The 14,079-nt window shown below is 41.7% G+C and carries 16 protein-coding genes; 11 read left to right on the top strand and 5 right to left on the bottom strand.

Annotated elements, in window-relative coordinates; all coding sequences use genetic code 11:
• Position 1 precedes the first annotated feature (1 nt).
• Genes urtC through urtE form a run of 3 tightly spaced genes read left to right on the top strand, consistent with a single transcriptional unit; the run spans position 2 to position 2,602 of the window.
• Positions 2-1,075, top strand: coding sequence for an urea ABC transporter permease subunit UrtC (urtC, locus tag FTU80_RS05490; RefSeq protein WP_180084451.1), 1,074 nt, complete (start codon positions 2-4; stop codon positions 1,073-1,075).
• Positions 1,072-1,893 carry an urea ABC transporter ATP-binding protein UrtD gene (gene urtD / locus FTU80_RS05485; RefSeq protein WP_068532837.1) on the top strand — a complete coding sequence of 274 codons (822 nt, stop codon included), beginning with the start codon at positions 1,072-1,074 and terminating at the stop codon, positions 1,891-1,893. Before urtC ends, urtD begins: the two co-directional genes overlap by 4 nt.
• A gap of 10 nt (positions 1,894-1,903) precedes the next feature.
• The gene (gene urtE / locus FTU80_RS05480) at positions 1,904-2,602 is read left to right on the top strand and encodes an urea ABC transporter ATP-binding subunit UrtE (protein WP_111885124.1); all 699 of its coding nucleotides are present in this window, start codon (positions 1,904-1,906) and stop codon (positions 2,600-2,602) included.
• A 97-nt stretch (positions 2,603-2,699) separates the two neighbouring features.
• Here urtE and FTU80_RS05475 read toward each other — a convergent pair whose 3' ends face one another.
• Positions 2,700-3,401, bottom strand: a complete 702-nt coding sequence (locus FTU80_RS05475; RefSeq protein WP_180084450.1) for a phospholipase D family protein — start codon at positions 3,399-3,401, stop codon at positions 2,700-2,702.
• 279 nt (positions 3,402-3,680) lie between these two features.
• Here FTU80_RS05475 and FTU80_RS05470 point away from each other — a divergent pair, with 279 nt between their 5' ends.
• A complete protein-coding gene (locus FTU80_RS05470) occupies positions 3,681-4,163 on the top strand; it encodes a DUF1877 family protein (protein ID WP_180084449.1) in 483 nt (160 codons plus the stop codon).
• 17 nt (positions 4,164-4,180) lie between these two features.
• On the opposite strand, the gene FTU80_RS05465 is transcribed toward FTU80_RS05470, so the two are convergent.
• Together FTU80_RS05465 and FTU80_RS05460 are read right to left on the bottom strand one after the other, a co-directional pair.
• Positions 4,181-4,681 (bottom strand): GNAT family N-acetyltransferase, encoded by a 501-nt coding sequence (locus FTU80_RS05465; protein WP_180084448.1) that lies wholly within the window; start codon positions 4,679-4,681, stop codon positions 4,181-4,183.
• 100 nt (positions 4,682-4,781) lie between these two features.
• On the bottom strand, positions 4,782-5,543 hold the full coding sequence (locus FTU80_RS05460; protein WP_168379688.1) for an outer membrane protein OmpK: 762 nt from the start codon (positions 5,541-5,543) through the stop codon (positions 4,782-4,784).
• A 495-nt stretch (positions 5,544-6,038) separates the two neighbouring features.
• Here FTU80_RS05460 and FTU80_RS05455 point away from each other — a divergent pair, with 495 nt between their 5' ends.
• The 5 genes from FTU80_RS05455 (at position 6,039) to FTU80_RS05435 (ending at position 10,382) form a co-directional block, all read left to right on the top strand.
• Positions 6,039-6,404 (top strand): HPF/RaiA family ribosome-associated protein, encoded by a 366-nt coding sequence (locus tag FTU80_RS05455; RefSeq protein WP_078190593.1) that lies wholly within the window; start codon positions 6,039-6,041, stop codon positions 6,402-6,404.
• Positions 6,405-6,532: 128 nt separating this feature from the next.
• Positions 6,533-7,075: an ankyrin repeat domain-containing protein gene (locus FTU80_RS05450; RefSeq protein WP_180084447.1), complete on the top strand. Its 543-nt coding sequence runs from the start codon at positions 6,533-6,535 to the stop codon at positions 7,073-7,075.
• A 14-nt stretch (positions 7,076-7,089) separates the two neighbouring features.
• Positions 7,090-7,860, top strand: a complete 771-nt coding sequence (locus FTU80_RS05445) for a transporter (RefSeq protein ID WP_180084446.1) — start codon at positions 7,090-7,092, stop codon at positions 7,858-7,860.
• A gap of 54 nt (positions 7,861-7,914) precedes the next feature.
• Positions 7,915-9,711: a protein-disulfide reductase DsbD gene (gene dsbD / locus FTU80_RS05440; protein ID WP_180084445.1), complete on the top strand. Its 1,797-nt coding sequence runs from the start codon at positions 7,915-7,917 to the stop codon at positions 9,709-9,711.
• Between the two features lie 2 nt (positions 9,712-9,713).
• Complete coding sequence (locus FTU80_RS05435; RefSeq protein WP_180084444.1) at positions 9,714-10,382, top strand: glutathione S-transferase family protein; 669 nt, start codon at positions 9,714-9,716, stop codon at positions 10,380-10,382.
• Between the two features lie 34 nt (positions 10,383-10,416).
• On the opposite strand, the gene FTU80_RS05430 is transcribed toward FTU80_RS05435, so the two are convergent.
• Entirely contained in the window at positions 10,417-11,604 is a 1,188-nt protein-coding gene (locus tag FTU80_RS05430; RefSeq protein ID WP_373685175.1) for a GGDEF domain-containing protein, read from the bottom strand.
• Between the two features lie 260 nt (positions 11,605-11,864).
• On the opposite strand from FTU80_RS05430, the gene FTU80_RS05425 reads away from it, so the two are divergent.
• Positions 11,865-12,434: an FMN-dependent NADH-azoreductase gene (locus tag FTU80_RS05425; RefSeq protein WP_180024634.1), complete on the top strand. Its 570-nt coding sequence runs from the start codon at positions 11,865-11,867 to the stop codon at positions 12,432-12,434.
• 86 nt (positions 12,435-12,520) lie between these two features.
• Here the strand turns inward: FTU80_RS05425 and FTU80_RS05420 are convergent, their stop codons facing one another.
• Positions 12,521-13,432: an alpha/beta hydrolase gene (locus FTU80_RS05420; protein WP_078190587.1), complete on the bottom strand. Its 912-nt coding sequence runs from the start codon at positions 13,430-13,432 to the stop codon at positions 12,521-12,523.
• 155 nt (positions 13,433-13,587) lie between these two features.
• Between FTU80_RS05420 and FTU80_RS05415 the strand changes: the two genes are divergently transcribed.
• Complete coding sequence (locus FTU80_RS05415; protein ID WP_180024632.1) at positions 13,588-14,025, top strand: DUF2147 domain-containing protein; 438 nt, start codon at positions 13,588-13,590, stop codon at positions 14,023-14,025.
• The last annotated feature ends 54 nt before the right edge of the window (positions 14,026-14,079 follow it).

The following is a 14,079-nucleotide window of genomic DNA, read 5'->3' as shown; positions in this document are numbered from 1 at the left end:
CATGAAAATCACTTCGTTATTATCGGATAAACCCTATAGCGGTATGGCGATTGCCGTGTGCTTTGCCATTTTGCTGATTTTGCCTTGGTTACATGTATTGCCAGCCGATTCAGCACTGCATTTATCAGCGTATTGGGTCACGCTCATTGGCAAGATTATGTGTCTCGCCTTGGTGGCATTGGCCTTAGATTTGGTTTGGGGCTATGCCGGCATTTTAAGTTTGGGACATGGTCTGTACTTTGCCTTGGGCGGCTATGCCTTCGGTATGTATCTCATGCGTGAAGCGGCAGGCGATGGCTTACCCGACTTTATGCGCTTTTTGAGTTGGACTGAGCTACCGTGGTACTGGCTGGGCACTGAACATATCGTGTGGGCATTGGCTTTGGTGGTTTTAGTTCCGGGACTGATTGCCTTCATTTTTGGCTTCTTTGCCTTCCGCTCCAAAATTAAAGGCGTGTATTTTTCAATTATTACCCAAGCCATGACCTTTGCCGCTGCGCTACTATTTTTTCGCAATGAAACCGGCTTTGGCGGTAACAACGGCTTTACCGGTTTTAAAACCATCTTAGGTCTAGATATTACCTCTGCACCAATGCGCGCAACCTTGTGTTTCCTCACTGCACTGACTTTGCTGGTCTGTTTTGTCGGTTTACGCCACCTGATGAATAAACCCTATGGTCGTGTACTTGGTGCAATTCGTGACAGTGAAAACCGTTTGCAATATTTAGGTTACCGCACCTTATGGTACAAGCTCTCTGCATGGGTGTTGTCAGCAGTGATCGCAGGGATTGCTGGTGCTTTGTATGTCCCTCAAGTCGGCATTATTAACCCGAGTGAAATGAACCCTGTCAATTCGATTGAAATGGCGGTGTGGGTGGCTGCAGGGGGACGCGGTACGCTGATTGGCCCAATTTTGGGTGCAGGTTTAATCAATGGGGTGAAGACCTATTTTACGGTGGCTTATCCAGAGGCATGGCTATTGATTTTAGGTGCGCTGTTTATTGTGGTAACGATATTTCTGCCAAAAGGTGTGATTGGGTTATTAGAGCGGTTTAAAAAGGAGCGCAGCGAATGAATGATCAATGGGTTCAACCGCATGGCGGTCATGCTGCTGAAGGTTATGGACGACCAAAGGAGCAGGGTGCGGATTTCAGTCACGGGATTGCCTTGTATTTAGAAAAAGTCAGTGTCTGGTTTGATTCTTTCCGTGCATTAAATGATTTGTCGTTATATATCAAAGAAGGTGAGCTGCGCTGCATCATTGGACCCAATGGTGCAGGAAAAACCACGCTGATGGATGTGATTACGGGGAAAACTCGCCCAACAGAAGGTTCGGCTTTTTTTGGGCAAACCTATGATTTGGCAAAAATGAGTACAGAGCAAATTGCAGAAGCCGGGATCGGTCGTAAGTTTCAAAAGCCTACTGTATTTGAAAATTTTACTGTGATGGAAAACCTGTTATTGGCAGCACCGAAAGATAAACGGGTGAAAAAGAGTTTCTTCAGCAAACTCGATCCAGATGCGCAAAATGCCTTAGACGAATCTTTAGCACAAATCCGCTTAGAAGAATTGATCCATAAACCGGCAGGGCTGTTGTCACATGGTCAAAAACAGTGGTTAGAAATAGGCATGCTGCTGATGCAGCGTCCAAAATTGATTCTGCTGGATGAACCTGTAGCAGGGATGACCGATGCTGAAACAGAGCGCACTGCAGAGCTGTGTTTAGAGTTGAAAAAGAACCATACCCTTATCGTGGTTGAACATGACATGAGCTTTATTGACACCATCAGTGAAAAAGTCACCGTATTGGCGCAAGGTGCAATTTTGGCCGAGGGTACATTGGCCGAAGTCCAAGCCAATGAAGATGTCATTGAAAAATATCTTGGACGTTAAGGAGCAGACCATGTTAAAAGTCAAAGACGTCAATCAGTTTTATGGCGGCAGTCATATTTTAAGAGATGTGACATTTGCCGCTCCCGTGGGGGCGTGTTCAGTGGTGCTTGGGCGAAATGGTGTGGGTAAAACCACACTCTTAAAATGTTTAATGGGTATTTTACCAATCAAGTCTGGGCAGATCTTACTGGATGGCAAAGATATTTCTAAACTGAGTCCAGAGCAACGTGTACGCGAAGGATTGGCTTATGTACCGCAAGGACGGGACATTTTTTCAACCTTGACCGTTGAAGAAAATATTTTGATTGGGATGGCAAAATTTAAAGGCGCTAAGACCCGAAAAGTGCCAGAACATCTCTATGAGATTTTCCCCGTATTGGATGAAATGAAACATCGTCGAGGTGGAGATTTATCTGGTGGTCAGCAGCAACAATTGGCGATTGCCCGTGCGCTTGCTTCCGAACCACGGGTATTGATTTTAGATGAACCGACCGAAGGCATTCAGCCCTCGATTATTAAAGATATTGGTCGTGTGATTCGTCAGTTAGCCGATGGCGGAGAAATGGCGATTGTTTTGGTTGAACAGTTTTATGATTTTGCAGAAGAACTTGCAGATGAATATACCGTGATGGCGCGGGGGCAAGTGATTGCACAAGGTGTCGGTAGTGAAATGCCTGAAAAAGGCATTCGGGAACTGGTGGCGATTTAGGTTGTTTAATGCCCTCTTTTGCTCCATATGTTGGGGCAAGAGAGGGGGTATTTTACTCACGGCTGTTATGCTTAAAGGGAGGAAATTTTTATGTGGATTAAAGTTCAATGTTCTCAGGCCAAAGAAAATAGCCACCATATTGATTGGGCTTGAATTCTCCGCCAATGAATTTACCTGAATCTGTAAGCGTATGCTTACCTTCTGCTTTTTCTTCAAGTAACCCTTTATTCACCAATAGTTCTAATAATTCAGGGGTTTTTAATTTGTGCTTTGCGGCGAGTTTTGAACTGGTTAATTTAGATTGTAAAAGTGGTTCTTCTTCAATTTTTTCAATAGTAGGTTTTTCTGCTTTCACCTCATCTAAAGTAATGCGTACTTCATCGCTGATGCGAATAATACGTTGGGCTTCTTCATAGGCATCTTTAAAGACTTCATCATCTTCGTATTTACGAACTAAAATCCCCATTTCATTATTATTTACTTGGCTAAATTCATAAAGATTTAAACTTGAAATAATGCATTCACCTTCATTTAAATAGCACTTTGCATGCAAATTTTTACAAAAGCTCACGCGGACATAATCCAGTTTTTGCATCCATTTTATTTCATCTGGATGTAAGTCACTTTTACCGTAGACAATACGAATATCAATTTTCATACGGTCTTTATCTTCAAGAAGCTCTTTAATACGGTCATTTAAACGTAAATAGGGGCTGATTAAAATCAAACGCTCTTTGGCATTTTTGATTAACTCTTCAAGAAAGAAGTTAGTGCCACTGGTATTTAAGAATTTTGCCATTTATCCCCCTGATTATTTTTGATAATTTTAAATTTTAGCGCATAAAATTCATACTTTGAAATAATTCGCTTTTAAACTTTAGACATGCATTTGTTTTTTGATAGCAGGTGGTCTAATTGAATTGGCGGTAAGCATAGTAATAGTGAGTTACTTATGATTTCAGTCGGAATAGATTGGGCTATACATGAATTGAATAAGTCAGCTGATATACAAAAAATTGTATAATTATTGCTCAATAAAAGTTAATCTTAACTAAATACATAACAAGAAGATAAGAATATGGACGCGATATTATATTTGATCCCACCGAATGATTTGGAAACACTGATTTTAGAAGCAGAAACCCCTCAAGATGTCTTGGATTCACCCTTTGTACAACACTCCTTTTTTTTAGGGGAGGCATGGCAAGAGTTGAATCCATTATTAAGCGTGAACAGGGATTCAGCTGCGGCACTGAATTATGCCATTCAGGCAGAACATCCATTGTCAGAGCGACGACCGGGACTGAGCCTTGCAGTGCATTACAATACTGTAGTTCGCGTTGCAGAAATCCATCAGGCATTACAACAGTTAAGCGTGGATGAAATCAAAAAACGTTATTTAGTCACGATTGCAGAAAACGCACCTGAGCAAGAGCTTAAATTAGCCGAATTAAAACTGCTTTTTTTACAGTTACAAGATCTTTATCGCGATGCGGTGCGTCATAACTTATCGGTGCTGAGTGTGATACAAGATGGTATTCGTTTGGATAAATTACCATAAACACAGCTCAACACGGGCTATAACTGAAGTTGCATCAGGACGAGATCACGCCATTCACCAAACTTTTGTCCCACTTCAGGCATATAACCTGTTTGCTTAAAGCCTAATTTTTTGTGCAGGGCAATCGAGGCGCTATTGCCGTGATCAATGCCAGCGATCATGACATGCATATTTTGGCTTTTGGCATGCTGAATTAGGTGCCCTAATAATTGCTGACCGAGACCCAGTCGAGCATAGTTTGGGTCAATATAGACAGAATGCTCAACAGTATGTCGATAGCCAGCAAAATGACGGAAAGAACCATAGTCAGCATAACCGGCGATTTGCTGTTGATCCTGATCTTCAATCACCACAAATGGAAAATTTTGCTTTTGGAATTCCAGCAATTTCTGTTGAAAAGAGTCGAGGCTGTAGGCTTGATCATTCCATGTCGCAAAGCCGTTGAGAACTTCATGATTATAGATTGCGAGAATGGCCGCTAAGTCTTGTAGAATTGCAGGTCGAATGAGAAAAGACATGCGCAAATTTCTGATAAAAATAAAGTCAATTTAAAAACTTAGGCATAAAAAAAGCAAGGTGATGAACCTTGCTTTTTCTTCATCGCGTTCTGAGTTGAACTTAGAAATGGTATTTCACCAACGCGCTGACATCGTTTTGGTCCTGACCTTTCAGACCATATTTGTTGTTCCAAACCGAGTGTTCAACACCTACGTAGAGCTTAGTCTTAGGAGAGATATGCTTACCGATATTCCATTTATATTGGCTTGTCCAGTTTAATTCACTAGCTTGCGCCCCTTTTTCAGCTGTTGACCAATCAAGGAAGGCATCTACTAGAAAATCTTCAGAGCCGATTTTAAATGGCACAGCATAAGTGATCGTCATTTGATAATCATCTTTAGTACCGGCTGATTTAGAATCATTATCCGCTTTATAGAAGTTGATGTTTGCATACTGTGTATATGGAATGTCTAAAGCAAAGCCAATACCATACAAGAAGTTATTAAACTCAGAATTTTTGTCGTAGCCGGCATTATGTTCCCAAGTCGTTGCAATAAGAACGTCTTTGATCGGACCCATAGAAAGGTCTTTACCAGAAACTTCACCTAAGCTAAGGCGTGGTGCAAGCTCAAGGTAAGTCGATGCTTCATCATCTTTGTCCCAAGCTTGGTCAACGAAGAAGAATACATCTGAATATTTCAGTTTAGCGGCATATTCTGCTGTGATCGTTTTCTGTTCATTGTTGTCACCATCAAAAGGCACAACATAATTTTCACCATATAGGCCAGTTAAGCTGAAATCTTGCCATACGATAGGTGAAGCTTGAGTGAAAGCAGCAGCAGATGCTAATGCACATGATGCAACGATTTGTGTAAGTTTCATTAAAAAATATCTCCCCCGAGAAGCACTGAAAGCATACAGATTATTAAGCAAAAATAAAGCCAAATTTTACTCAACGGCAAAATTGTTTTGTAATTTGAAGGGGAAATATGCCGTGAATGATCAATGACGGTAAAAGCGAGATTTTGAGTTGGAGTGGAATTGTACAAATAGAAGGTGGGCGTTGAGAAAATGCACAAAAATATGACCCAAATCAATTAAAACAATGCAAATCTACAATAAAGTCTTACTTTTTGTATGGATATTAAAAAAATATCAAAATAGCACTTGCAAAATTCTAACTTAAGACCGATATTCAAAGTATAAGGACACGGATCTGCAGACTCTAAAGTGTTCATCATTCAATGTGGAGGACGACGTTCCATACAAAGTTGAAGATGGTCATTGCTGTAACATTTACAGCAAATGTAACGTGCCAAGATAATAAGTTTTGCACAAATATTTATAGATATTACAGATAGATATGAGGATGATATTATGAACATAGAAATCCGTACAGATAAAAACATTATAAACAGTGATCGACTAATTACATACGTTCGTGCAGAACTTAATGAAGAATTTCAGCGCCATAGTGAACGCATTACTCACTTTTCGGTGCATTTAAGTGATGAAAATGGGGACAAGGGTGGTAGCGACGACATTAAATGTATGATTGAAGCGCGTCCTGCTGGTTTGAAGCCTGTCGTGGTCAACCATCGTGGTCATAATGTAGATACAGCTATTCACGGTGCAATTGATCGACTTAAACGTAGTCTTGAACATGTGTTCGAAAAGAAAGAGAACCCACGCAGTACACAACCTGCTTTTGCTGAAGCAGATGACAGCGTAGACGACGAATAAGTCTCAAAATTTAAAAAAGCCCTGCGGGGCTTTTTTTGTGTGTTTTGTATTTTGTTTTACATGAAATTCAAACAAACGCAGCTTTATTCGGCATAATAGATCAAAATAGATTGAAGTGAGCTTTCCCGATGTTAACAGCGCAACAACAGCTTTTTGTGCAAGCGTTAGAAGAACAAGATCTTGCACAGGTGCAACGCCTGTTGGCAGATGGTCTAAATCCAAATTTTATCGACTTTGAAAAAGGACCTGCGGTTTCTGTATGGTCTGATGGTTTGTTTAAATGGTGGGAAATGGTTTGCGAAGCGTATGAGGCAGGTCAACCCTTAACAGCAGAACTGAAAGCACAACATTTAGATGTACATATGCAAATCTTGGAAGCGCTGATTCAAGCCAAAGCCAATGTGCATTTATGGGATGCTGAAGAAATTTATGGTCCATTATGGGACGCCGCGAGTGCAGCATGTGTCCCTGCGGTACAGCGCTTATTGGATGAAAAAGTGAATCCAAATATGATTGATAGCGATGGTTTAACCATTTTGTCGTCGATTAGCGAATTATTTTTTGACTGTGATTTTGACGCGGTAAATTGGTCGGAAGCATTGGAAGAAGAAAAACAAACCTTGGAGCTTTTGCGTAGCCATGGCGCAAAAATGACCAAAGAATTAGCATAATTGTGAGTAAAAACATGACTGTATTTAAAGTTTTAAGCATTGCAACATTATCCGGTTTGAGCCTGTCTGCATTTTCGGCGGATTTTTCATTTGACCGTCCGGGCGCGGGTATGGGCACAGGCATTACCCCTGTAGGTCGTTTGGCATGGGAACAAAGTTTGCCAGCAGCGAGCTATAGTGAAAGTCGTGATGACAATGGTGAAAAAGTAAAAAACACCACTTTAAATGCAGACATGTTATTCCGTACTGGTTTGGCAAAAGGTTTGGAATTGCAATTGGGTTGGCAAGGTCCTGCATGGTCTAAAACCAAAGTTGCGGGTCGCTCAGTTGAAGAAGATGGTTTGGGTGATGTCAGCATTGGCCTGAAAAAAGCCATTGATTTGAATGATGAGAAATTATCGATGGCCATTCTTGCAGAAGCCATTATTGCAACAGGCAATCAAGGCTTTAGTGCTGAAGATGACATTTATAGTCTGACTTCAGCCGTGGCTTATGATTATAGCGATACAATTGGGACTTCAATGACCATGCGTTATGAAGTTCAAGATGGTGATTGGGCTGTGAGTGCTATTCCTGGATTGGAATATCAAATTGCGGGTAATTTATCGGGTTTTTCTGAGCTGGTTTATCGCAAAGCAGAGAGTACCGATCAGGAAGTGTCTTTGGCATCAGGTCTGACATATGCCGTTTCGGATCGTATGCAGTTGGATGCGAGCGTCGGTCTAGAACTCACTGGCGGTCATAAAAATTATCAGTCAGGTTTAGGTGTATCTTACCTGTTCTAAAAGAACCCTAAATTTTAAAACGTATAAATACAGACTGAGGATGAATTCAGCTGAATGAAACAATGGACTTATGTTGCGGCAGCGGCTGTGCTGTCGTTCAGTATGGGCGTCTCTGCTCAGGATGCATTACTTTCAGCTGAAGATGCTTTTCCTTTCTCGGTTGTCTCTGAGCGTGCAGATCAGGCGGAGCTGAGTTGGGATATTCCAGCGCATTATTATCTGTATCAGCACAAAATAGAGGTGAAGCAGGGCAATCAAGTTTTAGCTTTGGATTTGCCTGCTGCTGAGAATTTAAAAGACGATAACTATGGTCATACGCAGGTGTATTACCAACAGTTGAGTTTTAAAATTCCGACTCAAAAACTGCAGACCTATCAAGTCAGTTGGCAAGGCTGTGCCAAGGATCGGGTGTGTTATCCACCACAGAGCATCAGCTTTGAAACGGATGCTTCTGGCTTGGTCACACAGCAAAATCTTGCCAGTCCAAATAAACGCTTACTCGACTTTGCAGCAGAAAATACTGCCGAACAGCCTATGGCGAATCGTTTAGATCAGCAGCGGGCAGAGAATGCTGCATTGGCTTCTGAACGCTATACCGCAAGTGACCAAATGTGGTCTGAAAAATTAGCACAAAGCTCTATATTTTATGGACTTTTACTGTTTTTTGGACTGGGTTTTTTGCTGGCTTTTACCCCATGTTCATTGCCAATGCTGCCGATTTTAACCTCACTGATTGTCCGCGACAGCCGAGGTTTAAAAGCATGGATGATTGCACTGACTTTTGTCACCAGTATGGCGATGGTGTATGCCATTCTCGGCTTGGTGGCATCGTCTGCAGGTTTGAATTTCCAGCGTTGGTTGCAACAACCCTCGACTTTAATTGCCTTTAGCGTGCTCTTTGTAGTTTTTGCCCTGAATTTATTTGGTTTATTTGAACTGAAATTGCCACGCAGTTGGGTCAATCGCTTAGACCAAGCGCAGTCGATGCAAAAGGGCGGTAGTCTCGTTAGCGCTGGAGTCATGGGGATGATCTCAGCATTGCTGGTCGGTCCTTGTATGACAGCACCGTTGGCAGGTGCATTATTATTCATTTCCCAAACCCAAAGTCAGTGGCAAGGTGCATTATTGTTATTCACCCTCGGCTTTGGCATGGGGACCCCGCTATTGTTGGCCAGTGTCCTTGGCTCACGGGTATTGCCTAAAGCGGGATTGTGGATGAATCAAATCAAGGTGCTTTTTGCTTTCATCATGTTGGCATTGGCTTTGTATTTTATTCGACCATTGATCAGTGAAGCTTGGTTACAGTGGTTATCCCTTGCTCTGGGGCTGGTGTTTAGCGCTTATGTGCTTTGGCGCATTTTATGGCGCAGTACTCAGCTCAAATGGTTGTATATCTTGGTGTTCTGTGCAGCTGTACCTTATATTGTGTACAGTCAATATCAACACAGCCAACGTTTTTTAGTCGAAGAAAATCAAAAACAAAGTGCTTGGCATGTGGCACATACAGCAGAAGAGTTTCAACGTTTATTAAGTGAAATTCCCCAAGGTCAATCCGCGATTATTGATGTCTATGCCGATTGGTGTGTGGCCTGTCAGCCGATTGAACATAAAGTTTTAAAATCGGCAGCAGTACAACAGGCTTTGGCACCGTATTATTTAATTAAGTTGGATTTGAGTCAGTATGATGCAACCCATCAAGTACTGCTTAATCAATGGGATATTTTAGGGCCACCGACCTATTTATTTTTAGATACAGCGCATCAAGAGATACGTGGACTACGCTTGACGGGCGCATTTAGCGAGAAAGAATTGCTAGCGCAATTGGAAAAATTTAAATCGCGTGGAGAATAAAAATGATGCAATTATATATTGCCAATAAAAACTATTCGACGTGGTCTATGCGACCGTGGTTGGTGTTACACGCGTTTAATTTACCGATTCAAGAGATCTTGATTCCGTTTTCTGAAGAAGCAGATGGCGGAGCATTCAAGCAACAAATGTTAGCCCTACATGCCAATGGCAAAGTGCCCCTACTGCAACATGACGGTGTGATGATTTGGGACTCATTGGCGATTTGTGAATATTTGGCAGAGCAGTTTCAAGAACTCCCGTTGTGGCCAAAAGATGCTACACAACGTGCATGGGCACGTAGTATTTGCGCGGAAATGCACAGTAGTTTTATGCAATTGCGTAGCTTATGCAGTATGAATCTGCAGGCGGATTATGGTCGTCATGGTCAGAGATTATGGTCTGAACATGCTGAATTACGTGCTGAAGTAGCGCGAATCGAACAGATTTGGTCGAATCGTGCTGCGGCGGATGGCTTTCTATGCAGTGAATTTAGTATTGCCGATGCGTTTTTTGCGCCCGTGGTGACACGTTTACAGACCTTTCAGTTACCTGTAAGTGACAACACACAGCGTTATATGCAAAAGATTTTGCAGCATCCTTCTGTGGAGGCATGGATCACGGCTGCTCAACAGGAACAGCCAGTCCGTCGTATGGAACAGTATCCACGTTAAAAGCTTAATGCCGCATCTGAGCTATATAAAAGTTTTAAACCAAATGGCTAAAGCTTTGTTGCTCAGTGTACGCCATCACCATATTACGGCCACCAGCTTTGGCTGCATATAGCGCCTGATCTGCATGGGTCAGCAATTGTTGCGGTACCAATTCTGGCGTAGAAATCGCAATACCAAAACTGGCTGTCACATGAATCGACTGACCGTCATGTCCCCAAATTTCAAGCTGTTCGATGGCTTTTCGACAGCGCTCTGCAATGAAAATCGCTTGTTCTAAGTTAGAATTTTTTAACACCAAAATAAACTCTTCCCCGCCAAAACGCCCAACCACATCACTACCGCGTAAATGTTGGTTTAATACTTGGCTGACGAGAATCAAGGTTTCATCGCCTTTATCGTGTCCATATTCATCATTGATACGTTTGAAATGGTCTAAGTCCAATAAGACCAGTGCATATGTATCTGTTTTAGCACTATCGAGCTGTTCCAAACACTGATTGATACTGCGTCGATTAAATAAATTGGTCAGTGGGTCGACTTGACTGAGTTTTTGAATCAAATGCTCACGGTGACGCCATTGGCTCAGTAAGATTTCAAATAAAGCCAGACAGGTTAATAAAATAGGAACAATGAAAAAGATCATTGAGAAGAGCCAAAAACTATTTTGATAGCCATAGGCATGAGGTTGAAAAATCGGGGCATAGGGAATAATGCCGCGAATACTTAAATACATGCAAATAGATAAAAAAATCGTGGCTGGAATCAGCATGCTATAGACGATTTTTCGTGTAAATAGTACCAATCCAACGGTCACAAGGCTCACGTAGGAGATCATGGTGGCTGGACTCATGACGCCAATTAAATAACCGTCACGACATAAAGAAATGACGAATAAGCCGACCGAAAGATAAGGCAAAATCAGTTGAATCTTGGGATTATCTTTTCCAGCATAGCAAGGCCAAATCAGCAGGACCATTAAGCAAAAAAAGACGATGTTGGTCCACAATTGAGAGTGGATGAGATCAAGGTTAACCCACTGCCAAAGTTCAGGTGTAAAAGAAATATATAATTTCCAAATAATCCAAAGCAGATGAATGGCTGAGCCAAGCATCAGCATGAGCATACACTTTTTCAGGATGCTCCAATTCATGACCACTTCATCTTCCAGTAAATACTGGGCGATTCTATTGCGAAGGATCATGTCACGTATGCTTGATTTCATCGTCATCCTGTGTCATTGCCCTGTTCGAGTTATCAGTTTTTTTCTTAAAGTTTATATAGATATCATTTTATAGGCTTACATTAGCATGAAAATTTACACTTGATAACGGTCAAGAACCGCTCAGTAATTTTAAATTTTTTACGAGTTTAAAAAGATTGTTCTAAAAATAAAACATAGTGTCATAAGGATCGGGATTATTCTATTTATGAAAATTGATTACACTAGGCTCAAGTTAATAACAACAGCTTTAGGTTTTAGTCATGAAAATTTTGCATATTGATTCAAGCATCATGGGCGACGCTTCAGTTTCGCGTCAACTTAGCGCTGAAATTGTACAACAGCTACAGCAAAAACATGGGGATGATGCACAGGTTCAGCATCTCGATTTAGCTGTACAGCAGATTCCACATCTCAGCAGTGAAATTTTGATGGGTCAGAATGCAGAACAATCGGCTTTAGGCGAGCAACTGTTACAACAGTATTTGGATGCCGATGTGGTTGTGGTTGGTGCTGCTATGTATAACTTCGGTTTGCCATCAACTTTGAAAGCATGGATCGACCGTATCAGTGTTGCAGGTCGTACCTTTAAATATACAGAACAAGGTCCAGTGGGCTTGGCAGGTGACAAAAAAGTTTATATTGCCAGCAGTCGTGGCGGTGTGTATGGCGATAACAGCCCTGTAGATTATCAAGAAGGTTTATTAAAAGCCGTGTTTAATTTCACAGGTGTCAGCGATATTGATGTGATTCGTGCCGAAGGTGTCAATATGGGACCAGATATGAAAGCACAAGCAATGGCAACAGCTCAGGCTCAAATTCAAGCCATTTAATAGATTGACATTTCCCTCTTAGGTCAGCATCCGCTGACCTTTTTTTATGGTGACTTTGATCCATTTCAGGGATTATTTTTCAGCGATTAATCCTGATCCAGTCGATGTGCAAAATCGGCTAAATCACTCAGCGCACGCTGTCCTTCTTCAAACCATGGGCTAAACATTTGGAAGTTATGCCACATGCCAGTGTATAACTTGAATTCGACATCTAGGCCGGCTTCTTCTGCTTTGACTTTAAAACGCTGCGCATCATCCAATAAAATTTCTTTAGAACCCACTTGAATATGAATCGGAGGTAGTCCTTTGAGCTCGGCAAAAAAAGGCGAGACCAATGGATCAGCTCGATCGACCGAGCGGGGTACATAATAATCAATGCCTGTTTCGAGGGCTTCTATGCTTAACAGCGCATCGTGCTTACGGTTATAACGCAAAGACTCACTACTCAGCGTCAAGTCTAAAAACGGTGACATCAACACCAAACCACTGACTTGTGGAAGTTGTTCCTGTTGAATTTTAAGGGCTAAGGCGAGCGCCAAGTTTGCACCACAAGAGTCGCCTGACAAAATAATATCTTTGGCTTGAACCCCTTGATCTAATAACACCGCATACACATCAAAAAGGGCATCGAGTGCTTCAGGAAACTGCGCTTCTGGGGATAAAGGATAATCCAAATGTAACACTTGCATTTGCGTGCGTGCGGCAACTTGGGTCAGAAACGCCCGATGCGTGTTCATCGAACCCAAGAAAAATGCGCCCCCATGAATATGAAAAATGAGTTGGGTCGATGCCTGTTGCGGCTTGATTTCTTCGGCTTTTAAGCCAGCTAAGCGAATTGGACGAATTTGTACATCCGGGTTTTGGGGAAATGCACGACACATTTGTTCCAAAGCAAAACGTAAAGTATTGGGCGGTAAATTGAACTGGCTCGGCCCACGAATTGTGGTTTTTAAAATGCTTTCTGTAATCAGTTGTTTCGTCAGTGGCGATATCTTCATTGTCTTTCCATCTTTTTCTATTTTTGGAATCGTGTGAGCATATTTACCAACACAAATTACAAGGTTACACTAAACGGTCACATACAAAAATTGATAAATTGTTGTGACTTTTGGATACTAATGTCGTCTATATCAGACCAGGGAAATAAACAAAAATGAAAAAAATTGCACTAGCATTAGGATTGATGAGTTTAGCCGCATTTGCAAATGCTGCAGATCCGCTAAATGGTACAACTTGGAAAACCATTGATGATAAAACCAAGCAACCAAAAGCGATTGTAAAATTCACCGAGCAAAAAAATGGTACGCTTTCTGCGAGCATTCAGTCAGTTTTGACACCAGGTGAAGAGAACGCTTGTAAAAAATGTGAAGGCCCATATCACAATAAATCATTAAAAGGCTTACGTATTGTGACAGGTCTTAAAAATGTAGGTGGTACAAGCTATGAAAACGGTTCAATTTTGGATCCTCAATCAGGTAAAACTTACAAGTTAAAAGGTCAATTGGCTGATGGTGGCAAGAAACTAGAGCTTCGCGGCTTTATTGGCGTTGCTGCTTTAGGTCGTAATCAAACATGGATTCGTGCCAACTAATTTGACATGATTCAAACAAAAAAAGCCTGACAATGTCAGGCTTTTTTATAGCCT

The organism is Acinetobacter sp. YH12145, from assembly GCF_013418335.1.
Lineage (GTDB): Bacteria > Pseudomonadota > Gammaproteobacteria > Pseudomonadales > Moraxellaceae > Acinetobacter > Acinetobacter amyesii.
This window is presented reverse-complemented; position numbering and strand designations above follow the sequence as displayed.